Source organism: Streptomyces silvisoli, from assembly GCF_029269905.1.
GTDB classification, from domain to species: Bacteria; Actinomycetota; Actinomycetes; order Streptomycetales; family Streptomycetaceae; genus Streptantibioticus_A; species Streptantibioticus_A silvisoli_A.
The window spans coordinates 1-26,316 of sequence record NZ_JARJBC010000036.1 but is presented as its reverse complement, the minus strand read 5'-3'; the positions used below and the strand labels follow the sequence as shown (position 1 = coordinate 26,316).

At 68.4% G+C, this 26,316-nt stretch carries 19 protein-coding genes and 2 pseudogenes; 13 read left to right on the top strand and 8 right to left on the bottom strand.

All coding sequences use genetic code 11. The features are described 5' to 3' along the window. Positions 1-17 precede the first annotated feature (17 nt). From P3G67_RS33920 to fae, 3 genes are read right to left on the bottom strand one after another with little or no spacing between them, the layout of a single operon-like run. Positions 18-1,565: an aldehyde dehydrogenase family protein gene (locus P3G67_RS33920; protein WP_276096931.1), complete on the bottom strand. Its 1,548-nt coding sequence runs from the start codon at positions 1,563-1,565 to the stop codon at positions 18-20. Beyond that, positions 1,562-2,674: a mandelate racemase/muconate lactonizing enzyme family protein gene (locus P3G67_RS33915; RefSeq protein WP_276096930.1), complete on the bottom strand. Its 1,113-nt coding sequence runs from the start codon at positions 2,672-2,674 to the stop codon at positions 1,562-1,564. Before P3G67_RS33915 ends, P3G67_RS33920 begins: the two co-directional genes overlap by 4 nt. Further along, positions 2,671-3,234 (bottom strand): formaldehyde-activating enzyme, encoded by a 564-nt coding sequence (fae, locus tag P3G67_RS33910; protein ID WP_276096929.1) that lies wholly within the window; start codon positions 3,232-3,234, stop codon positions 2,671-2,673. The genes P3G67_RS33915 and fae overlap by 4 nt, the downstream gene beginning before the upstream one ends. 198 nt (positions 3,235-3,432) lie before the next feature. On the opposite strand from fae, the gene P3G67_RS33905 reads away from it, so the two are divergent. The 3 genes from P3G67_RS33905 (at position 3,433) to P3G67_RS33895 (ending at position 7,292) form a co-directional block, all read left to right on the top strand. Then, entirely contained in the window at positions 3,433-4,257 is an 825-nt protein-coding gene (locus tag P3G67_RS33905) for an IclR family transcriptional regulator (protein WP_276096928.1), read from the top strand. 148 nt (positions 4,258-4,405) lie between these two features. Then, the gene (locus tag P3G67_RS33900) at positions 4,406-5,875 is read left to right on the top strand and encodes an NAD-dependent succinate-semialdehyde dehydrogenase (protein ID WP_276096927.1); all 1,470 of its coding nucleotides are present in this window, start codon (positions 4,406-4,408) and stop codon (positions 5,873-5,875) included. A 58-nt stretch (positions 5,876-5,933) separates the two neighbouring features. Continuing rightward, the gene (locus tag P3G67_RS33895) at positions 5,934-7,292 is read left to right on the top strand and encodes an MFS transporter (RefSeq protein WP_276096926.1); all 1,359 of its coding nucleotides are present in this window, start codon (positions 5,934-5,936) and stop codon (positions 7,290-7,292) included. Between the two features lie 55 nt (positions 7,293-7,347). Here the strand turns inward: P3G67_RS33895 and P3G67_RS33890 are convergent. After that, positions 7,348-8,304: pseudogene (locus tag P3G67_RS33890) on the bottom strand (amidase); the annotation flags it as partial. Between the two features lie 93 nt (positions 8,305-8,397). On the opposite strand from P3G67_RS33890, the gene P3G67_RS33885 reads away from it, so the two are divergent. Next, the gene (locus P3G67_RS33885) at positions 8,398-9,039 is read left to right on the top strand and encodes a TetR/AcrR family transcriptional regulator (protein WP_276096925.1); all 642 of its coding nucleotides are present in this window, start codon (positions 8,398-8,400) and stop codon (positions 9,037-9,039) included. 168 nt (positions 9,040-9,207) lie between these two features. Then, a complete protein-coding gene (locus P3G67_RS33880; RefSeq protein WP_276096924.1) occupies positions 9,208-10,086 on the top strand; it encodes a GNAT family N-acetyltransferase in 879 nt (292 codons plus the stop codon). Positions 10,087-10,393: 307 nt separating this feature from the next. Here P3G67_RS33880 and P3G67_RS33875 read toward each other — a convergent pair whose 3' ends face one another. Next, positions 10,394-10,753, bottom strand: a complete 360-nt coding sequence (locus tag P3G67_RS33875) for a hypothetical protein (protein WP_276096923.1) — start codon at positions 10,751-10,753, stop codon at positions 10,394-10,396. A gap of 226 nt (positions 10,754-10,979) precedes the next feature. Between P3G67_RS33875 and P3G67_RS33870 the strand changes: the two are divergent. Further along, a pseudogene (locus P3G67_RS33870) lies at positions 10,980-11,589 on the top strand (transposase); the annotation flags it as partial. Positions 11,590-11,781: 192 nt separating this feature from the next. On the opposite strand, the gene P3G67_RS33865 reads toward P3G67_RS33870, so the two are convergent. Then, positions 11,782-12,165 (bottom strand): hypothetical protein, encoded by a 384-nt coding sequence (locus P3G67_RS33865; RefSeq protein ID WP_276096952.1) that lies wholly within the window; start codon positions 12,163-12,165, stop codon positions 11,782-11,784. An 82-nt stretch (positions 12,166-12,247) separates the two neighbouring features. Here P3G67_RS33865 and P3G67_RS33860 point away from each other — a divergent pair, with 82 nt between their 5' ends. The 7 genes from P3G67_RS33860 to P3G67_RS33825 all read left to right on the top strand — a co-directional run bounded on the left by P3G67_RS33860 (position 12,248) and on the right by P3G67_RS33825 (position 24,143). Next, positions 12,248-12,511 carry a hypothetical protein gene (locus P3G67_RS33860; RefSeq protein WP_276096922.1) on the top strand — a complete coding sequence of 88 codons (264 nt, stop codon included), beginning with the start codon at positions 12,248-12,250 and terminating at the stop codon, positions 12,509-12,511. 423 nt (positions 12,512-12,934) lie between these two features. Continuing rightward, positions 12,935-17,260: a HAMP domain-containing protein gene (locus tag P3G67_RS33855; protein ID WP_276096921.1), complete on the top strand. Its 4,326-nt coding sequence runs from the start codon at positions 12,935-12,937 to the stop codon at positions 17,258-17,260. 91 nt (positions 17,261-17,351) lie between these two features. Continuing rightward, positions 17,352-19,904 carry a SpoIIE family protein phosphatase gene (locus P3G67_RS33850; protein ID WP_391858408.1) on the top strand — a complete coding sequence of 851 codons (2,553 nt, stop codon included), beginning with the start codon at positions 17,352-17,354 and terminating at the stop codon, positions 19,902-19,904. Between the two features lie 295 nt (positions 19,905-20,199). Then, positions 20,200-21,483, top strand: a complete 1,284-nt coding sequence (locus tag P3G67_RS33840; RefSeq protein WP_276096920.1) for an IS256 family transposase — start codon at positions 20,200-20,202, stop codon at positions 21,481-21,483. 79 nt (positions 21,484-21,562) lie between these two features. After that, positions 21,563-21,694 (top strand): hypothetical protein, encoded by a 132-nt coding sequence (locus P3G67_RS33835; RefSeq protein ID WP_276096919.1) that lies wholly within the window; start codon positions 21,563-21,565, stop codon positions 21,692-21,694. A 65-nt stretch (positions 21,695-21,759) separates the two neighbouring features. Continuing rightward, positions 21,760-22,542 (top strand): IS21-like element helper ATPase IstB, encoded by a 783-nt coding sequence (istB, locus tag P3G67_RS33830; RefSeq protein ID WP_276096948.1) that lies wholly within the window; start codon positions 21,760-21,762, stop codon positions 22,540-22,542. Positions 22,543-22,772: 230 nt separating this feature from the next. Beyond that, positions 22,773-24,143 carry a carotenoid oxygenase family protein gene (locus tag P3G67_RS33825; RefSeq protein WP_276096918.1) on the top strand — a complete coding sequence of 457 codons (1,371 nt, stop codon included), beginning with the start codon at positions 22,773-22,775 and terminating at the stop codon, positions 24,141-24,143. A gap of 593 nt (positions 24,144-24,736) precedes the next feature. Here P3G67_RS33825 and P3G67_RS33820 read toward each other — a convergent pair. Continuing rightward, positions 24,737-25,009 carry a helix-turn-helix domain-containing protein gene (locus P3G67_RS33820; RefSeq protein WP_276096917.1) on the bottom strand — a complete coding sequence of 91 codons (273 nt, stop codon included), beginning with the start codon at positions 25,007-25,009 and terminating at the stop codon, positions 24,737-24,739. A gap of 45 nt (positions 25,010-25,054) precedes the next feature. Continuing rightward, on the bottom strand, positions 25,055-26,137 hold the full coding sequence (locus tag P3G67_RS33815; RefSeq protein WP_276096916.1) for an IS630 family transposase: 1,083 nt from the start codon (positions 26,135-26,137) through the stop codon (positions 25,055-25,057). Between the last annotated feature and the right edge of the window lie 179 nt (positions 26,138-26,316).

Genomic DNA, 26,316 nt, shown 5'->3' with positions numbered 1-26,316 from the left:
GCAGGACCGGGAGCGGCTCAGCCCAGGTCGATCCAGGTGGTCTTCAGCGCCGTGTAGGTGTCCAGGGCATGCAGCGACTTGTCGCGTCCGGCGCCGGTGGCCTTGAAGCCGCCGAACGGCGTGATGACGTCGCTGGCGTCGAAGGTGTTGACCCAGACCGTTCCAGCGCGCAGTGCCCGGGCGGCGCGGTGTGCGGTGGCGAGGTCGCGGGTCCAGACGGAGGCGGCCAGGCCGTAGTCGCAGTCGTCGGCCATCCGGACGCCCTCCTCCGCGCCGCCGCCGAAGTCGATTACCGAGAGCACCGGGCCGAAGATCTCCTCGCGGCCTACCCGGGAGGCGTTGCCGACGCCGTCCAGGATGGTCGGCTGCAGGTACGGACCGTCCAGGGGTTCGCCGTCCGGCCCGGCCACGGCTACCCGGCCGCCGCCGAGGGCCAGCGAGGCGCCCTCGCGTCGGCCGAGTTCGGCGTAGTCCAGAACCCGTTGGGCCTGGGCCTCGTCGACCAGGGGGCCCATCACGGTGGCCGGGTCCAGCGGGTCGCCGACGGTGAACGTCGCCTCGGTCGTCTTGACGATCCGCGCGAGCAACTCGTCCTTGACCGACCGGTGCACCACGAGCCGCGATCCCGCGTTGCAGGTCTGGCCGGCGTTGTAGAAGATCCCCCATGCCACGGCGGAGGCGGCCGCGGCGAGGTCGGCGTCCGGGAGCACGAGTTGCGGGGACTTACCGCCGGCCTCCACCGCGACCTGCTTGCCGTTGGACTCGCCCGCGTAGACCTGGAAGAGTCGGGCGACTTCGGTGGATCCGGTGAAAGCTATCTTGTCGACCTGCGGGTGCCTGCCGAGCGCTTGGCCGGCCGTCTCCCCTCGCCCCGGTACGACGTTGAGCACGCCGTCCGGCAGACCGGCAGCGCTGCCCAGCCGCCCCAGCAGCAGCGCTGCGAGCGAGGTCTGCTCCGCGGGTTTGAGCACCACGCTGTTGCCGGTGGCGAGGGCCGGGGCGAGCTTCCAGGCGGCGATGAGCAGGGCGTAGTTCCAGGGCACCACCGCGCCGATGACGCCCAGCGGCTCTCGGGTGACCAGTGCGAGGGCGTGGCGCGGCGCCGGGGCGACCTCGTCGTACCACTTGTCGATCGCCTCGGCGTACCAGGCCAGGGTCTCCGCGGCCTTCACCACGTCGATACGCACCGACTCCGTGATCGGCTTGCCCATTTCCAGGGTGTCCAACAGGGCCAGTTCCTCGGCGTGCTCCACAACGAGTTCGGCGAAGCGCAGCAGGATCCGCTTGCGCTCCTTCGGGTCGAGCCCGCGCCACCGGCCGTCGTCGAAGGCGCTGCGCGCCGCGCGCACCGCGCGGTCCACGTCGGGCGCGCCGCAGTCCGGGATGTGGGCGAGCACGGCGCCGTCGCGGGGTGAGACGCTGGGGAAGGCCGCGTCGCAGAGCGGGTCGAGGAAGGCCCCGTCGATGAACGGCCGGGTCTCGAAGGCGAGTTGGGAGGCGGCCGCGCGCCACTCGCCGTACGGGCGGGACAGCAGGTGCTCCACGGTCGGTGGTGTGGTGCTCATGAGACCCTCCAGCGGTCCACCGCGTCCTCGTCCAGGTCCACGCCCAGGCCGGGCTTGCGCGGCACCTCGATCCTGCCGTCCGCGTTCACCGCGACCGGCTCGGCGAGCATGAAGTCCCGCCGCTGCGGGGTCCAGCCCGGCGGGTCGTAGGGGAACTCGAAGTAGGGGCCGCCGCCCACGCCCGCGCAGACGTGCAGGTTGGCCAGTACGCCGATGCCGTTGGTCCAGGAGTGCGGCGTGAAGTGCCGGTGTTTGAGGTGCGCCACCTCGGCCAGGGTGCGCGCCCGGTGCATGCCCACCGCGAGGACCACGTCCATCTGGTAGACGTCCAGGACGTCTTGCTCCAGGTAGCGCAGTAGTTCGGTGGCCGAGTGGTGCATCTCCCCGGCGGCGATCCGTACTCCCGGGTTCTCCGCGCGCAGCCGCTGGTAGCCCTCGACGTCGGCGTAGGGCAGCGGCTCCTCGATCCAGAAGACGTCCAACTCGGCCAGGCGGGCGATGGTCTTACGGGTGGTGGCCAGGTCCGAGGAGGGCGCGGTGTCGCCGGCCATCCGCCAGGACTGGTTGAGATCCACCATGATGTCGAAGTCCGGGCCCAGTTCCTCGCGCACCGCGCGGACCGCGGCGACGCCCTCGTCGATCCGGTTGCGGTCGATGCGGATCTTCATGGCGCGGAAACCGGCCTCGCGTACCCGTAGCGCGGTGGCCGCCCGCTCCTGCGGGGACTTCAGCTCACCACAGGAGGCGTAGGCGGGCAGTTGTTTGGCCGCATTGCCGAACAACTCGGCGACCGGCCGGCCGTGCACCTTGCCGATGATGTCCCACAGCGCCGCCTCCAGCGGCCAGTAGACGCCGCCGTGGAAGTTGGCCGTCTCGATGGCCCGGACGTGCCGGACGATGTCCAGCGGGTCCTCACCGACGAACAGGGGGCGGAAGGCGTCGAAGCCGTCCATGGTGTCGCCCGAGCCGATGCCGGTGATCCCCTCATCGGTGTGCACCCGCACGATGGTGGCGTCGAAGTGGCGGCGCGGCTCCGGGTCCCAGGCCGCGCGGAACGGCGGGTCGAGCACCAGCCGCAGCCGATCGAGAGTGATGTCGGTGATCTTCATCGGGCTGCCGCCTCCAGGGTCGGCACGGACGCGGCGAGTTGCTCGGCGCTCGGTGTGTAGAACGGGTTGGACGGGCCCGCCTCGGCGGCGGCGAGCACCTCGGCGACGCCGGGCTCGGCGTGCACGGCGGCCGCGACCGCGCGGAAGGCGGCAGCGCGCTGGTTACGGAAGCAGGCATCCAGGTCGTCCACCGCCGGATCGACCCACACCGCCGCGACGATCAGCAGGTCTTCGGCTTCCTCGGCCGGGATCACTTCATGCTCGACGGCGTCGGCGACACCCCGCGCCAGTCCGGCCTGCGCGGAGCCCCAGGTCGCCCGCTGGTGCAGCTCACCGTTGGCCGCCGCCTTGTTGACGAAGAGCGTGAGCGGCTTGACGGGGACGTTCGGGCGCACCACGGTGACGAAGGGCGCGTAGCCGACGCTGGGCGAGGCGAGTGCCGAGACCCAGGCCGTCTCCACCGGGCCGCCGGCGCGGCCGATAACGATGTTGGTGTGCGCCGCGTTGGGGCCCTCGCCGATGAAGGACTCGCCGATGAGCGCGGTCTGGGCAAAGGGCATGAGGCATTCCTCCAGGAAGAACGGGAACGGACCAGCCGCCTCGGGTCTGCACGATGCCCGTCACGCCGGGGACCTCGCGGCTCGCAGCGGCGAATCTAGGAGCCGCACCGGGCACCGGCAAGGCAGGGACGCCAATCGCAACCCGGGTTGCGATGACCGCAACCACCGTGCTGGGCGAGGGGTTCTACGCTGTGCGGTGTGACGTCCTCCTCCCCGACTGAAAGGGCCCGCCAACTGGGCCACGGGCTGCGCCGCGACATCGAGCTCCTGGAGGCCCTCGCGTCCGCCGAGGCCCAAGAGCGCGGCGGACTGGGCGTGGTGCGGCTGGCGCGACTGACCGGGCGGGAGAAGAGCCAGGTCTCCCGGGCGCTCAAGGCGCTCGCCGATGAGGACATCGTCGAGCGTGACCCGGACACCTTGGAGTACCGCCTCGGCTGGCGGCTCTTCTCGTTGGTCGCGCGAACCTCCGAGAACCGCCTCGTGCGCGCCGCCGAGCCGGTGATGCACACGCTCTCCGCCGACCTGGAGGAGACCACGCACCTGTGCGTGCTGCGAGGGAACGAGGTCCTCACGCTGCTCTCGGTATCCGGCCACGACTTCCGCCTGCACGGCTGGGAGGGCCGCGGCGTCCCCGCCGCACGCACTTCCGCCGGGCGCGTCCTGCTCATGGACGGCACGCCCGACGAGTTGTACCTACGCCTGGGCGGTGGCGACCTCGCAGACGGCTTCCCCGGCTCGACCGTGCACGCCGTGCAGGACGTCTGGCAGCGCGTCCAAGAGGCCCGCCGGGACGGATACGCCCAAGTCAGCGAGGAGTTCGAGCCCGGCCTCGTCGGCGTGTCCGCGCCGATACGGGACTTCCGCGGCCGGGTCGTGGCGGCCCTCAACATCTCCGCTCCATACGACCGGATGGACGGTTCGCTGCCAGCCGCCGGCCGTGCCACGGCGCTGGCGGCGGAACGCGTCTCCGCCCAGCTGGGCTGGGAGCCCCGGCCCCGGCCGGTGAGGCCGCGCTTCACCTGACCTGGACATCGTGAGGGCAGTTGGCCTCAGCGCAACCCGTGTTGCGATCTCGGTAGCTCCCTTGTTCCGGTCGATTTCGCGTTCCTACAGTCCCGTCCACATTCCCCGTGGACGGCCACGGGAGGCGCATCACCAGGACGGACAGGCCATGCAGACCGAGAAGATCGCCGCGGGACCGCCGGGCGCAGGCGACGTGTACCTGGGCGGGCGCTGGTCGCCCGCCGCGGACGGCCGCGAGTTCACCGTGCTCGACCCCGCCACCGAGCAGCCGTTGCGTACGGTCTCGGCAGCTGGCGCCCCGGAGGCCCGCGCAGCCGTTGACGCCGCCGAGGCTGCCGCGGCTGGCTGGCTCTCCACCCCGCCTCGTGGGCGCTCCGAGATCCTGCACCGCGCCCACGGGCTCCTCCACGCCCAACTGGACGACCTTGCCCGGCTGATCACCTTGGAGAACGGCAAGGCGCTGCGCGACGCGCGCGCCGAAGTCGGCTACGCCGCCGAGTTCTTCCGCTGGTTCGCCGAGGAAGCGGTGCGGGTCGGCTCCGGCTTCGGTGAGGCCCCGGGCGGAGGCTTCCGCCACGTCATCGTCAAGCAGCCGGTGGGCATCACCGCGCATGTGACACCGTGGAACTTCCCGGCCGCGATGGTCACCCGGAAGATCGCCCCAGCCCTCGCGGCCGGCTGCACGGTCCTGCTCAAGCCCGCCCCCGACACTCCACTCACCGCCCTGGCCGTCGCGGAACTGCTCGCCGAGGCCGGACTGCCGGCCGGTGTGCTCGGTGTGCTGCCCACCGACCGCGCCGCCGAGGTGGTCGGGGTGTGGATGGCGGACGAGCGGGTCCGCAAGTTCTCCTTCACCGGTTCCACGGCAACCGGCAGGCTGCTGCTCCACCAGGCGGCGGAGCAGATCATGAACACCACGCTGGAACTCGGCGGCAACGCACCCTTCATCGTCTGCGCCGACGCCGACGTCGACGCGGCGGTGCGCGGCGCGATGGACGCCAAGATGCGCGGCGGCGGCGAAGTCTGCATCGCCGCCAACCGTTTCTACGTTCACGCGTCGGTCGCCGAGGAGTTCACCGCGAAGTTCGGCGCCGCGATGGCCGCCGTGCGCACCGGGCCGGGCCTGGCCGAGGGCACCGAACTCGGCCCGATGGTCAACGCCGCCGCGCTCGCCCGAATCCAGGAGCTGGTCGGGGACGCCCTGGACCGCGGCGCCCGGATCGCGGCCCAGGGCCGGACCCCCGACGGGCCCGGCTTCTACCACCCGGCCACCGTGCTCACCGACGTCTGCGACGACGCGCGGATGATGCACGAGGAGATCTTCGGCCCGGTCGCCCCCATCGCCGTCTTCCACGACGACGGGGAAGTGGTGACCCGCGCCAACGCCACTTCCTACGGCCTCGCCTCCTACGTGTACTCCCGCGACGTCGCCCGGGCGCTGCGGATCGCCGAGCGTCTGGAGGCCGGCATGGTGGGACTCAACCGCGGCCTCGTCTCCGACCCCGCGGCGCCCTTCGGCGGCGTCAAGCAGTCCGGCCTGGGACGAGAAGGCTCCCACGACGGCATCGAAGCCTTCCTTGAGACCAAGTACATCGCCCTCGACTGGCCCGCCGCCTGACCCTCCCGCGTCCTGCCTCGCCACCGTCCCCGTTCGCACTCCGGACAAGGAAGTCCCCATGCCCGCACTGAGACACGCACCGGACGCCGCCGCCTTGGCCCCCGAGCAGGCCCTGAAGCGCCTCCAGACCCGGCTGATGCTCGCAACCCAGATCGGCGAGAGCATCGACGGCTACATCCTCGGCGGTATCGGCGCAGCCCTCACCGCGCTCGCCAGCGACCTCCACCTGTCGACCCTCATGCAGGGCCTCGTCGGCGCCTCGCCGCTGATCGGCATCTTCGTCGGCGGCCCGCTCTTCGGCTGGCTCGCCGACCGGATCGGCCGCCGTCCGGTCTTCCTGCTCGACATGCTGGTCTTCCTGATCGGCTCCGTCCTGCAGTTCTTCGTTGTCGACGGCCTGCAACTGTTCGTCATCCGCCTGCTGATGGGCGTTGCCATCGGCGGCGAGTACGCCATCGGCGCGCCACTGCTCTCCGAGTACGCGCCGAGCCGGAAGCGGGGGCGGCTGCTGGCCAGCCTTGAAGTGAGCTGGTACGTGGGATACATGGTGGCGACGGCCGTCGGAGCCCTGCTGGCCGGAGTGCACGGTGGATGGCGCTGGTCGCTGGCCAGCAGTGCGGTGATCGCCGTGGTGTGCCTGGCGCTGCGTGGTGGAGTTCCCGAGTCGGCGCGCTGGCTGCTGAGCAAGGGGCGGTGTGAGGAGGCCGAGGAACTCATCGCCCGATACGGCGTGGAGGTGGACGTGGAGGCGGAGATCGCCGACCGGGAGGGCCGGGACAGCTTCCGTGCTCTCTTCACCCGCGAGCATCTGCGCAGCACCGTCTTCGCCAGCGCCTTCTGGGCCTGCCTGGTGCTGCCCTACTTCGCCATCGGCACCTTTTGGACACCGGTCTTCGATGCGCTCGGCATGGGCAACCACGCCACGCTGGCGCTCATGGTCTACTCGGTCACGGCGGTGCTCGGCGTCGCCGCCGGTTGCCTGGTGGTCGACCGGATAGGCCGCCGCAAGCTGTTGATTCCGCCGTTCTGGGTGACCGCAGCCTGTCTGGCGGTGGTGGCGGCGTGGCCGAAGTCCACGCCGCTGATCGTGGCGGGATTCCTCTTCTTCATCTTCCTCAACGCCGCCTCCAGCGCGTTGACCGCTGTCTACCCGCTGGAGGTCTTCCCCACCTCCATCCGCACCACAGGCGTCGGCTTCGCCGCCGCCATGAGCCGGGTCGGCGCGGCGGTCGGCACCTTCTTGTTGCCGATCGGACTGTCCCACTTCGGAGTCCGGTTCGTGCTGCTCGTCGGCGCGGCCGTCCTCGCCCTCGGCGCGCTGCTCTCACACCTGCTCGCTCCCGAGACCACCGACCTCGACCTGGCCCAGGCATCGCGCCGGGCGCACGGGGCAACAGCCCGCGGCACAGCCCCGTAGCGGGCTTCAGTCGGAGCCCCGGCGACCGGAAAACGGTCCGCCGGGGCTTCCTCGAACTCACAGGCGACCAGGCCACCCCGGCCCGGCCGAGACAAAGCGCATCTCGCGCATCGCGCACGTCGTATCCGGCGTCGCGGAGCGCGTCAGCGGCGGTCTCGATGGCTGAGCGAACCGTGGAATGGACGCCGTGCCCGCCCGGGTCCGCGACGACCGCGACCTTCAGCGGTCCGGGGAGCGGTTCGCCGTAGGCGGGCACCGGCACGGCGCGAGGGTCCCGCGGATCGGCCCCCGCCAGTACCTCGTAGGCCGACCGCAGGTCGCCCACGGTCCGGGCCAGCGGGCCGTCAGTGACGAGGATCTGGGACGCCGGGCCGGGGTCGTCCGGGCCGAGGATGCGGTGGTCGGCGGGGAAGCGGCCGGTGGACGGCTTCAGCGCCGCTACACCGCAGAACATGGCGGGCACGCGCACCGAGCCGCCGGAGTCGTTGCCGAGCCCGAGTGCCGCCATGCCCGTGGCGACAGCCACCGCGTCACCCCCGCTGGTGCCGCCCGGAGTCCGGTTGCTGTCCCACGGGTTGACCGTGTCGCCGAACAACTCGCTGCGCGTGTGCATGCCGGCCAGGATCAACGTGGGCATGTTGCTGTGCCCGATCGGTATGGCCCCGGCCGCACGCAGCCGGGCGACCGGGGGCGCGTCGGTCTTCGCCACCAGATCACGGAAACGCGGCGTACCGAACGTGGTCGGTACTCCCTCGACGGCGGTGGTCTCCTTCACCGTAAACGGCACGCCGACGAGGGGCCCCAGTTCCTCTCCTGCCGCGCGTCGCCGGTCAGTCTGGGCCGCGGCGTCGCGTGCGCGCTCCGCCAGGAGTTGGGTTACCGCGTTCACCTGCGGGTTGATCTCGGCGATGCGCTGAAGGTGGCTGTCGATCAGTTCAACGGCCGAGATGTCTCCGCTGCGCACCGCCGCCGCTTGCGCGGTCGCCGGCAGTGTCCACAGGGCGTCCTGCATGACTCGTACCCTCCCCATCCCATGTTCCGATGCGCTTGCATCGGAACGGTAGCCCGAGAACCGATACGCTTGCATCGAACAAAGGAGGCGGGCATGCCCAGGCAGGTGGACCACGACAACCGACGCCGCGCCATCGCCGACGCCGTGTGCCGCCTGGCCGACGAACGAGGGCTGGACGGCGTGACCCTGCGCGATGTCGCCGACCGCGCGCAGATCTCGATGGGCGCCGTTCAACGGTGCTTCCGCACGAAGGAAGAAATGCTCGTCTTCGCCCTCGGGCACGTCGGCGAGCGGATCAGCGAGCGCGTCAAGGCCCGCCTCATCAGCAGCCCCGCCCAGTCAGCCCGCACCACGCTGGGCCACGCGGCCACCGAGATCTCACTACTTCGCGAAGAACACCACGCCGAAGCCAGGGTCTGGCTCGCCTTCGTCGCCCAAGCCGCGATCAGCGAACCACTCGCCACCACCCTCAAGACCAACTACGCCGCGCTGCAGCGCGCCTTCGCCGACCTCATCTCGGAAGCCACCGATGACGTGGACCTCCTCAACCCTCAACGCGAGGCCCGCGCTCTCCTGGCCCTCGCGGACGGCCTTACCGCGCACGTCCTCGTTGGCCACCTCGCCCCGCAGGAGGCACAGGACGTCCTCCACGCACACCTCGGCAGCCTCTGGGAGCGCCTTGCTCGGCCTCCTCACACCACCTTCGACAGCCCGGACCACCAAGGCATGCCCTGACTCACCGTCCACTAGGCGAGCCAACTTCCAGTCGACGGGCCTGACGCGCGCGCTCCGCTCCACTGTCTCCCCACTTCCATGAAGACCGGACCACCTGAGGAAGAAGAGCAACACGGGCCTATTCCAGGAATCGCCATCAGGAGCCAGGTGCACGAGGAATCATGAAGCATGCGCCCGGATGACTGGCACCTCACCGAAGACCTCGACGACTTTCTCACCCGCGCCGGAGACTTCCTGCGATCGCGCCCCGCCCTGCACACCACGCCGCTGACAGTGATCGAGAGACTGCGAACCCGTGGGGCGAACGCATATGGTGCCGAATCCACCGTATTCGGCCGACTGGAGCGACGGGGCAAGGTCCGTGCCATCTTTTACCGCCTTCCGTCCGGCCGCCTGAGCCTCACCCCGCTCGCCCCCGAGCATGCCGACACCCTCGCCGCCCACCTGGCCGGAGTCGGCCACTCCCTCTCCGGCGTCGTCGGGGTCCACGACACCGCTGCCGCTTTCGCCGAGGCCTGGCAGCGGCACACAGGCGCAACGCCGATGCGCAGCTGGCGGGGCCGTCTCTATCGTCTCGGCACGCTCACCCCACCGGAGCCGCGCGCAGAGGGCCGGGGTCGAGTCGCGGGCGAGCAGGACCGTGAGCAACTCATCTTCTGGTGCGGTGAGTTCGTCGCCGCCGTCGGAGAGGCACCATCCGTAGACGCCGACTCCAGGGACGACGCACGCTTCGCGGACAAACACTTCACGTTCTGGGAGACCTCGGACGGCACTCCGGTCTCCATGGCAGGCTCGACTTCGATGATTGCCGGCATGGTCCGGGTGGATCCCGTCTACACCCCGGCTCACCTCCGGGGCCGTGGCTATGCGGGTGCCGTGACGGTCGAGGTGAGCCGGGCCGCGCTGGCCGCAGGCGCGACGGAGGTCGTCCTGTTCACGGACCCGGCCAACCCCACCAGCAACGCCCTCTACCAGCGCATCGGGTACCTCCCGATCACCGACTTCGCCGCGTACGGCTTCTCCTGCAACGCGCCAGAAGACGGTTAGGAGCACGACCGGCACAAAGCCAGCAGGAGGCTTCTCCGCCGGTACCGCGCTGTTTACAGCAGGGAAAAGAAAAACACCTACTTAGCTGTGCTGTCTTCTCATGACATTGGTGTCATATCTGTAGGTTTCACGCGCTCAAAGTCTCCGTGGCGACGCGGTCAGTTCGACTTCTTGGCGAGTTCGGCGAGGAACTGCGGCACTCGGCCGGCACCGAAGTCGTAGAACCGTGCCAACCCTCCGGCTGCTGAATACGTCGAACGCACTCTCGTGAGCAGACATCAGGCGCGTCCCGGCCTGTGCGACACAGTCAGATCCGTTGCTCCCACCAGCCAGTGGTATCGGGTTCGCCGCCATAGGTCGCGTCCAGGACGTGGACGTCGACCTCTTTGACCACTGCCGCGAAGTCACGGCGGCCCCAGCGGGAGAGGGACTGGAGCACCCGCTCCAGTCCCCACCGGCCCTCGGGCGGGTCGTAGTCGCAGCAGGGACACCCGCAATACCCGTAGTAGTACGGTCCGGAGCCAAGGCTATGCCAGCGCCGACGGCACATCTCGGCGGCTTGCTGCTTCCACCAGGCGAGATCACGAGCAACCTCCCCCGGCCTGCCCCGGGTTCGTTCCAGACGCTGGATTTCCCCCAGCGTCGCGGCGGACACCCCATCAATCACCGACAAACTCTGACGACTGCGCGGGTGAAAACGGAGAGCGGCTCGCACCGCTGCCGGCGGCTTACGCGGCATCGCTCCAAGAGGGCTTCAGCATGCGCGCAGACTCTCACGGGCGGGCCTCGCCTCGCCACACGATTGCCGACCGTGTTACTAAGGGCTGTGTGAGGTTGTGATCATTCTCGGGTTTCGTCTCGCTGTGTGGGTGGGGTCTGGTAGGACGTGGGGTGTGACGCGTCGGCAACTCACCGAGGAACAGTGGGAGTTGGTCGAGCCGTACCTGCCGATCGGCGAGTATGGACCGTATCCGGCGCGGTTGCGGGACCAGTTCGAGGGGGTGATCTGGCGATTCCGCTCCAGTGCCCAGTGGCGGGAGATGCCTGGGGAGTTCGAGCCGTGGCCCACCGTCTACGGTCGGTTCCGGATCTGGCGCGACGCCGGGGTCTTCACCGCGCTGCTGGAAGGCCCGATCGCCGAGGCCGCCCGCCAGGGCAGGACCGATCTGTCCCTGGTGAGCGTGGACCGTTCGTGCCCACCACGACGCCGCCGGTATACCCCTTGACCAGGAGATCCTGGAGGCCCTGGAGAAAGCCGCGGTCGAACAGGAACGGACCCGGCAAAAGGGGGGCCGCCCGCCCGGACACAACGGACAGGACACCGGGGACGCGAACGATCCTGGGCGGGAAGAACGACGCCGCATCCGCCAACGACGCAACGCGCGGCTGAAGGCAGCCCTGCTCGGCAGGTCCCGGGGCGGGCTCACCAGCAAGCTTCATCTCGCCGGGGACCGCAGGTGCCGCCCGCTGGCTTTCGTCCTGACCACCGGGCAGGCCGCCGACACATTATGGACCGCCGTGGACCTTGTCTTCGGTGCTGTGCCGCCCTATGTGACCTTCGTGATTGGTAGGTGTTCCTTCAGGCCGCAGCGCATTGATCAGCTTGCTGAACTGCCAGGGGTTCACACCGGTGAACGGGCTATCCAGGACGGCTACGACGCCGTGAGAACACCAGCCATCCCGAGATCATCTACCTCAACGCAGCGAGTCTTCAAGAGCGTCGATGCGCCGTGCGAAGGCGTCTGGTGCCGCTGCGACAGTGCTCTCGCCGATGAGGTTCCCACCCTCGTGCTGCTCCTGCGCAACGTTGACCACCGTGTACGAGACCCTCGCGCCCCCGGGCGCAGCAGTCACTCGATACTCCCCCCGGTACCACCAGTCGCCCTGCATGACAGCTGTGAGGCAATCCGGGTAGACAGCGAACTTCGTGTGTCCGTCGTTGGGCGCGAGCTGGGGAACCAGAAGGTGGAAGACCTTGACGGGATCGGCGGCCAACTCCCGCTCAAGTTCCAGCAACACCGTGTGCAGTTCCGGCCTGGCCAGCGGGGCGCCGTCTGCGCCAGCTATCTGATCCGTCATGCGGGCGCCATAGCCACGGCGATCCCCTAATGCACGAGTCCCACACGCAGTTGTTGATCCGGCCACCACACGTGAGACCGCGATGTGGGTGCTGCCCGACCGGGTCCGGATCGCGACCACAGCGGGCCAGCGCGCTGCTTTGGAGCTGGACGTGCTCGCTGGCCGTCCCGCCTTCCGCATCCCCATCGGCCTGTGGATCGCCGAGTTCCCCGACGCCCTGCAGAAGATGCCCAAGCCTCGCATCCGCCGCTCCCGTCAAGAACGACCCGGCCCGCGGCATGACCTGCTCACGGCTTCCGCACCGCCTGCAGGAGCTGGACTAAGCCAGTGCAACGCTCGCGCCTGATCTACCGGCCGATGATCCACCGGGGTCACAAGTCGTCCGGCCGTCGCATGCGCTCCCTGCGACACGGACTGCGCCAGGTTCAATACCGCAGCGATCTCATCGGCGGATGCCTCGCCGCAACCGGACTCATGCCGACAACGCACCTACAAGGTCAGTGGTGCCGCTTGTATCACAACATGAAGACGGTCTCCGTGGCCGGTGCGTCGTTCCGCACACGCATCACGCGGTCCAGATCGGCGCCGTCGGCCAGTGGACCTGCCGCACCGGCGTCCTCGGCCGCTACAAGACCTACGTGGACCGCAAGCGTGCCGAAGGACTGGGCCGTCGCCCGGTGCCCACGCGCGATTCACAGTACGCTGGCACCGGCAATAATTGCTCGACGACAACAGATAGCCGACCGAGCGTCAGCGGGTGGGGTACTACATGCGTGAGTCTAGGGTCAAGGAGGCGCCGCCCGCCGCGCGCCGGCAGGCGGAGGGCGCCGCAGTGGTGGAGCAGGCGATCGGTGAGCCGGAGTTGCGGCAGCTGCTCGCCGGGCTGACGGCGGTACGGGACGGGGACTTCGGCACCCGCCTACCGGAGGACGCCGAGGGGCTGTTCGGGGAGATCGCGACGGTCTTCAACGGGATGGCGGACCAACTCTCGTTGTTCACCTCCGAGGTGACCCGGGTGGCCCGCGAGGTGGGCAGTGAGGGTCGTCTCGGCGGCCAGGCGCAGGTGCCGGGGGTCGGTGGGGTGTGGCGCGACCTGACCGACTCGGTGAACTTCATGGCGGGCAACCTCACCGCACAGGTGCGCAACATCGCGCAGGTCACCACCGCGGTGGCGAAGGGCGACCTCTCGCAGAAGATCACCGTGGACGCGCGTGGGGAGATCCTGGCACTGAAGAACACCGTCAACACGATGGTCGATCAGCTGTCCTCCTTCGCCGACGAGGTCACCCGTGTTGCCCGGGAGGTCGGCACCGAGGGCCGTCTCGGCGGCCAGGCCGACGTCAAGGGAGTGTCGGGCACCTGGCGGGACCTGACCGACTCGGTGAACTTCATGGCGGGCAACCTCACCGCGCAGGTGCGGTCCATCGCCCAGGTGGCGACGGCAGTTGCGAAGGGCGACCTGTCGCAGAAGATCACGGTGGACGCTCGCGGCGAGATCCTGGCACTGAAGGAGACCATCAATACGATGGTCGATCAGCTGTCCTCCTTCGCCGACGAGGTCACCCGTGTTGCCCGGGAGGTCGGCACCGAGGGCCGTCTCGGCGGCCAGGCCGACGTCAAGGGCATTTCTGGGACGTGGAAGAGCCTCACGGAGTCGGTCAACGTGATGGCAGACAACCTCACCGCGCAGGTGCGGTCCATCGCCCAGGTCACCACCGCGGTGGCGAAGGGCGACCTGTCGCAGAAGATCGCGGTGGACGCGCGCGGGGAGATCCAGGAGCTGAAGGAGACCATCAATACGATGGTCGATCAGCTGTCCTCCTTCGCCGACGAGGTGACCCGGGTGGCCCGCCAGGTCGGCACCGAAGGCAACCTCGGCGGTCAGGCGACGGTGCGCGGTGTCTCCGGGACGTGGAAGGACCTCACTGACAACGTCAACGTGATGGCCTCCAACCTCACCAGCCAGGTGCGCTCCATCGCGCAGGTGGCGGCGGCGGTGGCCCGAGGAGACCTGTCACAGAAGATCACCGTGGAGGCGAAGGGCGAAGTCGCCGCGCTCGCCGACGTGATCAACCGAATGGTCGACACCCTCTCCGCGTTCGCCGACGAGGTGACCCGCGTGGCCCGCGAAGTGGGCACCGAGGGCATCCTCGGCGGCCAGGCCCGGGTGGCCAACGTGGCAGGGACGTGGAAGGACCTCACCGACAACGTCAACTCGATGGCGAACAACCTCACCGGTCAGGTCCGCAACATCGCCCAGGTCACCACCGCCGTCGCCAACGGCGACCTCACCCGCAAGATCGACGTGGACGCGCGTGGCGAGATCCTTGAGCTGAAGACGACTATCAACACGATGGTCGACCAGCTCTCGTCGTTCGCCGCCGAGGTCACCCGCGTGGCCCGCGAGGTGGGCAGCGAGGGAAGGCTCGGCGGCCAGGCGGAGGTCGAGGGCGTATCGGGCACCTGGAAGCGGCTGACCGAGAACGTCAACGAACTCGCCGGGAACCTCACCCGGCAGGTACGCGCCATCGCCGAGGTAACCAGCGCCGTGGCCGAGGGAGATCTGACCCGCTCCATCACGGTGGAGGCGTCCGGCGAGGTCGCCGACCTGAAGGACAACATCAACGCGATGGTCGGCTCGCTGCGCGAGACCACCCGGGCCAACCAGGAACAGGACTGGCTGAAGTCCAACCTCGCCAGGATCTCCGGGATGATGCAGGGCCACCGCGACCTCGCTCTGGTGGCGCAGCTGATCATGGCGGAACTGGCCCCGCTCGTCGGTGCCCAGTACGGCGGCTTCTACCTTGCCGACGAGACCGCCGAACGCCATCAGTTGCGGATGATCGGGTCGTACGGGCGCCCGGAGCCGCGCAAGGAGGACGCACCGCGGTTCGCCTTCGGTCAGGCGCTCGTCGGTCAGGCGGCGGCTGACCGCCAGACCATCGCGGTGGACAACCTGCCCCCGGGGTCGGTCACCGTGCCCGCCGGATTCGGGCAGATCGAACCGTTGCACCTGGTCGTACTGCCGATCGTGGTCGAGGAGCAGGTGCTGGGCGTCATCGAACTCGCATCGGTGCACCACTACACGGCGGTGCAGCGGGACTTCCTGGAACAGCTCCGGGAAACCATCGGCGTCAACGTCAACACCATCATCGCCAACTCCCGTACCGACGAGTTGCTGGAGGAGTCGCAGCGGCTGACCGCCGAGCTCCAGACCCGTTCTGAGGAACTCCAGGCTCGTCAGGAGGAACTGCAGCGATCCAACGCGGAGTTGGAGGAGAAGGCAGCGCTGCTGGCGAGCCAGAACCGCGACATCGAGACCAAGAACCTCGAAATCGAGCATGCCCGCCAGGAATTGGAGACCCGGGCACAGGAACTCGCGCTGGCCTCCAAGTACAAGTCGGAGTTCCTGGCCAACATGAGCCACGAACTGCGCACCCCGCTCAACAGCCTGCTCATCCTGGCGCAGTTGCTGGCGCAGAATCCGACCCGCAACCTCACCACGAAGCAGGTCGAGTACGCGGAGATCATCCACTCGGCCGGCTCCGACCTGCTTCAGCTCATCAACGACATCTTGGACCTGTCGAAGATCGAGGCGGGCAAGATGGACATCTCACCGGAGTGGGTGCCGCTACGCCGACTACTCGACTACGTGGAGGCCACCTTCCAGCCCATGACGAGCCAGAAGGGCCTCGGATTCGACATCGTCACCGCGCCCGGTGTGCCGGTTGAGCTGCTCACCGACGACTCCCGGCTGCGGCAGGTGCTGCGGAACCTGCTGTCGAACGCGGTGAAGTTCACCGAGACCGGCCGTGTCCAGTTGCGCATCGAGACCGCCGCGGGCGCCGAATTGCCCGCGGCGGTGCGCCGCCACGGCTCGGCTATCGCGCTGCGGGTCAGCGACACCGGCATTGGCATCGCCGAAGACCAACTCGAAGCCATCTTCGGCGCGTTCCAGCAGGCGGATGGCACCACCAGCCGCAAGTACGGCGGTACCGGCCTCGGCCTGTCGATCAGCCGCGAGATCGCCTACCTGCTGGGTGGCTCGATCGCCGTGCAGAGCACCCCCGGTGAGGGGAGCACTTTCAGCCTCTACCTGCCGGTGGCCCGCCCCGACTACCAGGAACTCGCGGTGAAGGCCCCCGGCGCTGGCTGCGGCAAGGACGCAGCCGATGAGCCGAACACCGGTGGCCGGCAGACCACGGCATCGGGTGGCCAGCCCACGACACGACGACGGCGGCTGCTGGTGATCGAGCAACAGTCGCGCGGGTTGCTGACCATGGTCGCGGAGAGCGTACGCGCCGATCTGGTGGGCGGCCCGAACACGACGGTCACGACCGACACCATCGATATCGTCCCCACGGTCGGGCACCAGGAGGCGGCCACGGCGCTGGCGGCGCAGGCGTGCCACTGTGTGGTACTGGACCTGGGCATGCCGGACGAGGAACTGCTGCGGCTCATCGAGGCGATGGAGGCCGACCCGGCGCTGCACACAGTGCCGGTACTGGCGCACAACAGCAGGCACATCGACGGTGCACGCGAGCGGGAGCTCCAACGGCGGATGGGTGCCCGTCCCTTGGAACTGCTGGCCAGCCTCGACGAACTACGCGAGCGGATCACACTGCACCTGTCGTCTGACCTCCCCGGCGGCGCCTTGCCCCTGGTACGCACCGATCGAGAGGTGCGCCCGCAAGCCGAACCCGAAGGCATCGACCCGCTGCTGGCCGGACGGACAGCGCTGGTCGTGGACGACGACGCGCGCAATCTCTACGCAATCACCGGCATCCTGGAACTGCACGGCATGACGGTGCTGCACGCGGAGAACGGCCGCGCCGGGCTCGAGGCGCTGACCGCGCACCCGGAAATCGACATCGTACTGATGGACGTGATGATGCCGGAGATGGACGGATACGCGGCCACCGCCGCCATCCGCGCCATGCCGCAGTACGCGGACCTGCCGATCATCGCGGTCACCGCCAAAGCGATGCCCGGCGACCAGGAGAAGAGCATGGCGTCCGGAGCGAGCGACTACGTCACCAAGCCCGTCAACGCCGAGGACCTGGTCGCCCGCATCCATCGCAGGCTGGCGCCATGACCGCCTGCCATGGCCGTCCGGCTGCCGGGACCGACGCGGCGCCCCCACTGGATTCCTGCCAGGATCCGTACCGCCACCGAGGAGCAGCGAAGTGACCGACCACCGGCAGAACGTTGGCTCAACGCCCGACGCCGCCGCCTCCGGCGAGCCGTCGACCGACACCTCCCTCGCGGGCGACGGACTGGGCCGGTACGGGGCGGAGCCGGTGGACGGCGAGGACGACCCGACGTCCGGCTCCTCTGTAAACGTCTCCGCATCCCCGGCCGAGGTGGGGCGACTCGCCGCCACCGTTGCTCGACTGCGTGAACAGGTGCGCCAGGCGCAGGCGGACGCGGACGGCCGGGCGCTGCTGGAGATGGCCAAGGGCGTCCTGATGGAGCGGCTGCGGCTTAGCCCTGTGGAGGCAGCCCGACAACTGGTCGAACTGGCGCAGGCCGCCGGGATCTCCCAACTCCAGCTCGCCGCTGACATCGTCAACCAGGCAGCCCGGGACCAATTCACCGACGCGGCCCGCGACTTCCTCGACCGGGTCGCCAGCGAGGACCGCCCGGCCGCCGACGCGGAGGCCGGAGAATCCCTCGCGGTGCAGTTGCGCACGGCCGAAAGCGGCGTGCTCGCCGCCAGCGACGCGCAGGCCGTGGCCTGCTCGCTCCTGGAGCACGCCCTGACCCCCCTGGGCGCCACAGCCGTGGCGATCTGGACGAACGACCAGGGCGGGGCACTGCGCCTCGCCGGGTATGCCGGCTTCCCAGAGCAGGAGGCCCTGCGGTGGCACTACGTGCCACCGGGCGTGTCCACGCCCGCCCGCAGGGCACTCGCCACCCGAGAGGCGGTGTGGTTCGAGGAACTGGCCGCGACCGGCCTGCCCTCCGTGGCACACCAACTCATGCCGCGAGGCGGCCGGGTCGCGGTGCCCGCCGAGGCACAAGGACGCATCCAAGGCGTGCTGGAGATCTGCTGGCCAGGTGCGCCCATTCCCCAGCAGCCCGCGGTGCGGCGGCAGATCGAGGCGCTCGCCGAGCTGGCGGCCCACACTCTGGGGACCCTGCCTGCCGCAGCGGGGACGGACCATGTCACCGCAGCGGCCGGGTGCGGGACGCAGTTGGCCGAGCTCGCCGACAGTCTGCTTGACGCGGCGCTCGTACTGCGCGCCGAACTCGACACGGACGGGCGGCTCATGGACTTCCGGATCCTCCACGCCAACCCGCGATTCACCGACCCGGCCGGGCGGCCCCGCAGCGCGGTGACAGGCGCCCTCCTGCTGGAGGCATATCCCCTCGCGGCCGAAGAGCACGGACTGTTCGACAAGGTGGCCCATGTCCACGCCACCGGTGAGCCGTTCAGCACCGCAGGCATGGCCTTCACCGCGGTCGTCGGCCAGGTTCAGGTACCGACCACGATCGATGTCAGCATCATTCGCCACGGTCAGGATGTGCTGCTCATCTGGCGCTTCGCCGATGAGGCGGCCCGTCTGGCCCACCTGCTCCAGCACGCGCAGCGGCTGGTGCGGATCGGCGGCTTCGAGGAGGACCACACCACCGGCCGAATCATGTGGAGCGATCAGCTCTACGCGCTCTACGGCCTACCGCTGACCGCACCGGCCGTTCCACTGGAGCAACTCGCGGCCCTGGCACACCCTGACGACACCGCCGCCATCAGCCGGTTCCTGCGCACCGTACTCCACCACCGAAGGCCTGGGGCGGTCGCGCTTCGACTCCAGCGGCTCGACGGCATCGTCCGGCACATCCGCGTTGTCGCCGAGCCCGTCCTCGACATCGACCACCGCTTGGTCGGCGTGCGCGGGGCCTATCAGGACATATCGGCCCAACACTGGACCGAGGTGGCACTGGCCGCCACCCGCGACCAACTCGCCTACAGTGAACAACAGACCGCCGAGCGCAACCGGCTGGCCAAACAGCTCCAACAGGCCATCATGCCGCCAGCGCACGGCCCGATCGACGCCCCGGACCTGGAAATCGCCGTTCGCTACCGCCCGGCGGAGGACGACAGCCTGGTAGGCGGGGACTGGTACGACGCGACTATGCTGCCGACCAAGCAACTGCTGCTGTCGATCGGAGATGTCGCCGGGCATGGCATAGAGGCAGCGACGGGCATGGTCGCCCTGCGCAACGCGCTCCGCGGCCTGGCCACCACCGGTGCCGGCCCCGCGCAACTGCTGACCTGGCTCAACCTCGTCGCCCACCATCTCACCGAGCAGGTCACCGCCACGGCGATCTGCGCCCTGTTCGACCCGGAAACCCGGGTGTTGAAGTGGGCGCGGGCGGGCCATATGCCGCCTGTGCTGATCCGCGGGGAGCAGGCCACGACCGTCCCCCTCGTGCAGGGGCTGCTGCTCGGCGCGATCAGCGAGACGACCTACGAGGAGGGCGAGATCCAGCTCCAACACGACGACGTGCTGCTGCTGTACACCGACGGCCTGATCGAACGCAGGGACCGCTCCCTCCAGGAGAGCCTGAACCAACTCCTGGCGACCGCCGCCAGCCGAGCGGGAGGCAGCCTCGACCAGCGGCTCGACCACCTCCTCACCCACAGCAGCTCCGACACCGACGACGACACGTGCGTCATCGGCGTTCGACTAAGCTCGCTCAGTGGCCAGCCCCTGCCTGACCCCGCGCTCGCGTAGCCGCATCCCAGCTCCTGTCCGAAGACCCTGCCCTTGCCGAAAATCTCGCCCGCACTGGCGGGAGCCGGTGTGCGGGAGGGCGGGGATGTCGAAGGCCGGGTCGTGCAGCGGGGCGGCAGGACCCACGTCCAAGCCCTCCTCCGCCTCGCCCGCCACCGCATCAGCGTCCTGTACGCCATACTCCGCGACGGCACCTACTACGAACCCGCCTGCCCGAGGCAACCACCGCAAGACAGCAACGAGCTTGGGGTCTGTACGGTCACTGGTGTAACTCCCGAGCTGGAAGCGACAGTTGATGACTGACGTGGTGAGTGACACCAAGGCCCAAGAGGTGCCCGTGGACGAGGTCGTGGACGAGGCCTTGATCCAGCAGCTGATGGCCCGTGCGAAGGACGGCGGGATGAAGCTGGCTGGCGAGGGCGGTCTGCTGCAGCAGCTGACCAAGAAGCTGCTGGAGTCCGCCTTGGAGGGCGAGATCACCGACCACCTGGGCCACGAGAACGGCGAGCGGGCCGAGGACGGGCGGAGGGAGAACTACCGCAACGGCCACCGAGCCAAGACCGTGACCACCGACATCGGCACCGTCGAGATCGAGGTGCCCCGGGACCGGGCCGGCACCTTCGAACCGATAATGGTCAAGAAGCGTCAGAAGCGCCTTGCCGGTGTCGATGAGATGGTGCTGTCCCTGTCCGCGAAGGGCCTGACCCACGGCGAGATCTCCGCCCACCTGGCCGAGGTCTACGGGGCGAACGTCTCCAAGCAGACCATCTCCACCATCACCGACAGCGTGGTCGCGGGGATGACGGAATGGCAAAACCGGCCGCTCGACGCGGTTTACCCGGTCGTCTTCATCGACTGTGTGAACGTGAAGATCAGGGAGGGCCAGGTCGCTAACCGGCCCGTCTACATGGCCGTGGCGGTCACCGCCGAGGGCCACCGCGACATCCTCGGCCTGTGGGTCGGTGACGGGGGCGAGGGCGCGAAATATTGGCTCCAGGTGCTGACCGAGATCAAGAACCGCGGCGCCGCGGACGTGCTGATGTTGGTCTGCGACGGGTTGACGGGGTTGCCGGACGCGGTCAATGCGGTCTGGCCTGCGACGATCGTGCAAACCTGTGTCGTTCACCTGTTGCGCAACTCGTTCAAGTACTGCGGGCGGCAGGACTGGGAGAAGATCGCGCGTGGGCTGAAGCCGGTCTACACCGCGCCGACCGAAGAGGTCGCGCTGGAGCGGTTCGTGGAGTTCGCCGAGGTGTGGGGGAAGAAATACCCGGCGATCGTGCGGTTGTGGGAGTCGTCCTGGTCGGAGTTCGTGCCGTTCCTGCGGTTCGACGTGGAGATCCGCCGGATCGTGTGCACCACCAATGCCATCGAGTCGATCAACGCCCGCATCCGCAAGGCTGTGCGTGCCCGTGGGCACTTTCCGACAGAGCAGGCCGCGCTGAAGTGCGTGTATCTGGCGGTGATGAGCCTGGACCCGACCGGGACAGGACGGCGGCGCTGGGCGATCCGCTGGAAGCCAGCGCTGCAGGCATTCGACATCACCTTCGACGGACGACTCTCGGCCGCCCGCCGCTAGAACCCGACAACCGGGTTACACCACTGGCTGGACACACCCTGTTTGGCACTACGGGGCCAGAGAGTGACGGGGCCAGGGGGTGATCTCCCTGCACGCGCGCCGTCTGCCGCCGGACATGCGCCCGTCGCTGCCCGACATGAGCAAGTACGACCGGCTCCTCGCGCCGGTCGTCACCACGAACAGCACGACCCGGAAAGGCCACGGGGCATGACGCGCACCATTACCGTTACCGACCAAGACCACGAGGCGGGGCGAGACCGGGTCCCGCCGCGGCGGATGTCCCTTCCCGGCGACCCCGAGGACATGCTCATCGACGAGGCATGCAGGGACCTGAAGCTGCCCGCGTTTCGCGAACGGTTCATCGAGGCGGCCACCACCGCCCGCCGCGAGCAGGCCAGCTACAAGCAGTTCCTCCTCGACCGGCTGCAGATCGAGCTCGCCGACCGGGACCTTCGTCGCCAGCAGCGGCTGCTGCGGCTGCTGCGGCTGGCCCGCTTCCCGCGCCAGAAGTGGCTGGAAGACTTCGACTTCGCCAAGAACCCGAACGTGACCCCCGAGGTCATCGCCGACCTGAAGTCCCCCACCTGGGTCCGCGAGGGCCGCCCACTGGTGTTGATCGGTGACAGCGGCACCGGGAAAAGCCATCTGCTCATCGGAATCGGCACCGCGATCGCCGAGGCTGGCATGACGGTCCGCTACACCACCACCAGCGCGTTGGTGAACGAACTCGCCGAGGCCGACGCCAGCCGCCGACTCTCCTCCGTGATCGCCCGCTACAGCAAGGTCGACCTCCTGTGCCTGGATGAATTCGGCTATCTCAACCTGGACCGCAAGGGCGCCAAACTGCTGTTCCAGATCTTGACGGAACGCGAGGAACGCAAGGCCACCGCCGTCGCAACGAACCCCCCGTTCACCGAGTGGGACAAGACCTTCGGCGACCCCCGCCTCTGCGCGGCCATCGCCGACCGGATCACCTTCCGCTGCACACTGATCCAGACTGGCACCGAGTCCTACCGCTTCCAAGCCACCCAGGGCACGCTCTTCCCAGCCTCGAAGTGACCACACACACCACAAGGTCCTGCGATATGCAGGGAGTCCTGAGCTGTGCGGCCTGTGGGCGATCTCCCGCGTCTGATGCTCCGCCGCCATCACCCGCCGTGCCAATTTTCTCGTGCCCTCCTGGCCTGCCCGTTCGCCGGGCGGCTGATGCACCGTGCAGAAACAAGACTGTTGCCCCGGATTCTCCTGCCGCATCCTTGCTCCACTGTGAGCAAGAGGAGTGAGCCCGGATGACGAAGGCAGCCGGCGGCGAGAGGCCGCTTCACCTCGCGGGGAACAACGCGCCGATCGCGCAGGAGAGAACTCTCCGTCCCAGCAAGGTGGTCGGCTCCGTCCCCAAGGAACTGTCCGGCCAGTACTTTCGCAACGGCCCCAACCCCCGGACCGGTCGGTCGTCCCACTACTTCGCCGGCGACGGCATGATCCACACCATTGCCCTAGACGATGGCACGGCCACCTGGTACCGCAACCGGTACGTGCGCACGCCACTCTACGAGAACCCCGGTACGCCCCGGTTCGCCCTCGCCTTCGACCCGGTGAACCAACGGATCAACTACCGCGTCACCACGGCGAACACCCACCTGATCGCGCATGCGGGCCGGTTGTTCGCGCTCGAAGAAGGCGGCTTCCCCTACGAGGTCACCCCGGACCTGGCGACCATCGGAGCCTTCACCTTCGACGGGGCGCTGCGTACACCGATGACGGCTCACCCCAAGGCCTGCCCGATCACTGGTGAGTTGCTGTTCTTCGGCTACCGGCTGCGGCCGCCGTACCTGACGTTCTACCGGGCCTCCGCCACGGGCGAGGTACTCCAGACCCAGGCGGTGGATCTGCCGCGAGCCGTGATGATGCACGACTTCGCGGTCACGGAACATCACGTGATCTTCATGGACCTGCCGGTCGTCTTCGACGAGGGCCAGGCCGCCGCCGGTGGCCCGCCCTGGCGGTGGGACGACGGGCATCGCGCCCGGTTCGGCATCCTTGCCCGAGCCGGTGCCCAGACTGCGGTGCGCTGGTTCGACGTCGCCCCCTGCTACGTATGGCACACCATGAACGCCTTCGAGACCGATGACACGATCACCATCACGGGTACCCGTGTCGCGACCCTGTGGCGGCGAGGGCCGCAGGACCCCGGTGGCGATCTGCCCACCCTTCACCAGTGGGTGCTCCACCTGGCCACCGGCGCGGTCGGTGAAACCCCCCTCGACGACACACCCAGTGAATATCCCCGGATCGCTGACGCCCGCATCGGCCTGTCGCACCGCTACGGCTACACCACCAGCTTCTCCCTCGACGCCGAGCCCGATCACTCCGAGATCTATCGGTACGACCTCGCATCCGGAGCCGTCCGCAGTGTCCACCGCTTCCCGCGCGGCCATACCTGCGGAGAGGCAGTCCTCGTCCCCAGGCACCCCATCGCACGCGACGGTCATGAAGATGACGGGTACCTCATGACGTTCGCCCACGACCGGTCACAGGACACCAGCTACTTGGCCATCCTCGACGCCACTGACCTCAGCGCGGACCCGGTCGCGGAGATCCACATACCCGCCCGCATCCCGTCCGGCTTCCACGGCAACTGGATTCCCGTCCGTCCCTAACGCGGTTTCACCTGGTAAGCCTCCGGCACGCCACCGACGAACGACTACGCGAGGTCGTCGACAGGGCGAACGTTGCTGTCCCGGTGCGTCCTGGAACGGCTTCTTCGGCATCTGAAGCAGTAGGAACGGGTCCTCTTTCAACCGCGCAACTGTCAGGGAGGCGGCGAGGAGAACCCGCAGCAACAACCTATCGACGCCCCAACCTCCGCGTTCCCGGTCACTCCGCGATGCCCGCGCGCGTCACTCGATCAGTGGCTCCCAAAGTCGTCGGAAATCGCCAGCCGATAGCGAGTACGTCCCAACCACGAACGGCCTAATACTGCAACCGCACGTGGGTGACTTGTGGCTGGGGCGATCGTTGATGCGACTGTGTGATGAGTCGCTGACGGTAGAGCAGATCGAGTCCTGGCGCGATGGTCTTGCCGAGCTGCACGCCCGATTCCATGAGCCCGGCTGGCCTTGGTGAAGTCGCGTTGCAGTTCCACCGACGCATACGTCCCACCCGGGCTGGCGTGGTACAGAGCGACAGCATCGGCCCGGAACTCAGGCGAGTACTTCGACGTCCCCAACGGGAACTCCTGTCCTGTGGATCTTCACGATCCAATGATCAGGGTGTCCACGATCAAGGGGTAACGCCCCCCAGCCATCCGCTCTGCGGCGAATGCCCGAGGCCACTTGCCGACCGTCTTGGCCTGGACACCGACGAGCCGTGCGACACCAGCGTTTGACATGCCATCAGCACACGCCAGAATGATGCGGGCCTTCTCGGCCGAGCGCCTGTGCGGGATTTTTGTGCGGCGCACCAACTGGGCGCGCTCCGCCTCGGACAACGCGATCGCCCCAGCAGAAGGCCCCGAATGCGACATGACAACAGGGTACTTACTAACCCACAGGATTTCTGGCGCATCACACTAGTGTCCTGCGCCGGGAATCCGTTCAAGATATGCGGCGAGTCGTTCGAGGATCTCGTCAGCGGTCTTGGTCCAGGCGAAGGGCCGCGGGTTGTCGTTCCAGGTTTGGATCCAACTGCGGATGTCTTTTTCAAGCGACTGAAGGGACTTATAGACCCCGCGCCGAAGTTGCTTGTCCGTCAGCAGCGCGAACCACCTCTCCACTTGGTTCAACCACGATGAGTAGGTGGGGGTGAAGTGCAGGTGGAAGCGGGGATGGGCATCCAGCCACTTGCGGACGGTGTCGGTCTTGTGGGTGCTGTAGTTGTCGCAGATGAGGTGGATGTCCAGGTCTGCGGGCACGTGCTTGTCGAGCTTGGTCAGAAACTTCTTGAACTCCGTTGCGCGGTGGCGGAGGTGGATCGAGCCGATGACTTCGCCGGTGGCCACGTCCAGTGCGGCGAACAGGGTGGTCACGCCGTTGCGGAAGTAGTCATGGGTACGACGTTCGGGCATACCCGGCATTATCGGCAACACCGGCGCGGAGCGGTCCAGCGCCTGGATCTGACTTTTTTCGTCGACACACAACACCAGGGCGCTCTCCGGCGGGTCCAGATACAGGCCGACCACGTCGCGGACCTTGTCGATGAATTGCGGATCGTTGCTGAGCTTGAAGGTGTCTACCTGATGGGGTTTGAGGCCGAATGCCTTCCAGATCCGGCCGACCGTGGACTTCGACAGACCGCTCTCGGTGGCCATCGAGGTTCTCGACCAGTGGGTGGCATCCTTCGGGGTCCGCTCCAGGGTGGCGACGACTACGTCCTCGATCTGCTCATCGGTGATCTTCCGTGGAGCACCGGGCCGGGGCTCGTCCATCAGCCCGCCCATCCGGCGCTCAAGGAAGCGTCGCCGCCACTTGCCTACCGTCTGTGGCCAGATGCCCAACTCCTCGGCGATTTCCCGGTTGGTCTTGCCGTCTGCGCAGCCGAGCACGATGCGGCAGCGTTGCGCCAGCGCTTGCGAGGACTTCGCCCTCCGTGCCCACCGCACCAGCGTCGCCTGCTCGTCGTCCGTCAACGTCAACTCGGGCATCGGCCGCCCCATACGCGCCATGGAGCAAAGCTACACAAATACGTCGAAATTGAGACGCAGGACACTAGTACTGCAACCGCATCTGGGGGTTGTGGCCTCGGCGTTTGTAGTGGGAACGGCGGGCTCGGGCCTGGCTGCGTCTGCGGAAGCGTGACCAGCGCAGATGGTGTTCGTTGGTGTGGTGGCGGGGT

Excerpts from the sequence above, each read along its gene's own strand:
- P3G67_RS33920 (WP_276096931.1), bottom strand. The coding sequence starts at position 1,565 with ATGAGCACCACACCACCGACCGTGGAGCACCTGCTGTCCCGCCCGTAC.
- P3G67_RS33915 (WP_276096930.1), bottom strand. The coding sequence starts at position 2,674 with ATGAAGATCACCGACATCACTCTCGATCGGCTGCGGCTGGTGCTCGAC.
- fae (WP_276096929.1), bottom strand. The coding sequence starts at position 3,234 with ATGCCCTTTGCCCAGACCGCGCTCATCGGCGAGTCCTTCATCGGCGAG.
- P3G67_RS33900 (WP_276096927.1), top strand. The coding sequence starts at position 4,406 with ATGCAGACCGAGAAGATCGCCGCGGGACCGCCGGGCGCAGGCGACGTG.
- P3G67_RS33895 (WP_276096926.1), top strand. The coding sequence starts at position 5,934 with ATGCCCGCACTGAGACACGCACCGGACGCCGCCGCCTTGGCCCCCGAG.
- P3G67_RS33885 (WP_276096925.1), top strand. The coding sequence starts at position 8,398 with ATGCCCAGGCAGGTGGACCACGACAACCGACGCCGCGCCATCGCCGAC.
- P3G67_RS33880 (WP_276096924.1), top strand. The coding sequence starts at position 9,208 with ATGCGCCCGGATGACTGGCACCTCACCGAAGACCTCGACGACTTTCTC.
- P3G67_RS33865 (WP_276096952.1), bottom strand. The coding sequence starts at position 12,165 with ATGACGGATCAGATAGCTGGCGCAGACGGCGCCCCGCTGGCCAGGCCG.
- P3G67_RS33860 (WP_276096922.1), top strand. The coding sequence starts at position 12,248 with ATGTGGGTGCTGCCCGACCGGGTCCGGATCGCGACCACAGCGGGCCAG.
- P3G67_RS33855 (WP_276096921.1), top strand. The coding sequence starts at position 12,935 with ATGCGTGAGTCTAGGGTCAAGGAGGCGCCGCCCGCCGCGCGCCGGCAG.
- P3G67_RS33840 (WP_276096920.1), top strand. The coding sequence starts at position 20,200 with ATGACTGACGTGGTGAGTGACACCAAGGCCCAAGAGGTGCCCGTGGAC.
- istB (WP_276096948.1), top strand. The coding sequence starts at position 21,760 with ATGTCCCTTCCCGGCGACCCCGAGGACATGCTCATCGACGAGGCATGC.
- P3G67_RS33825 (WP_276096918.1), top strand. The coding sequence starts at position 22,773 with ATGACGAAGGCAGCCGGCGGCGAGAGGCCGCTTCACCTCGCGGGGAAC.
- P3G67_RS33820 (WP_276096917.1), bottom strand. The coding sequence starts at position 25,009 with ATGTCGCATTCGGGGCCTTCTGCTGGGGCGATCGCGTTGTCCGAGGCG.
- P3G67_RS33815 (WP_276096916.1), bottom strand. The coding sequence starts at position 26,137 with ATGGGGCGGCCGATGCCCGAGTTGACGTTGACGGACGACGAGCAGGCG.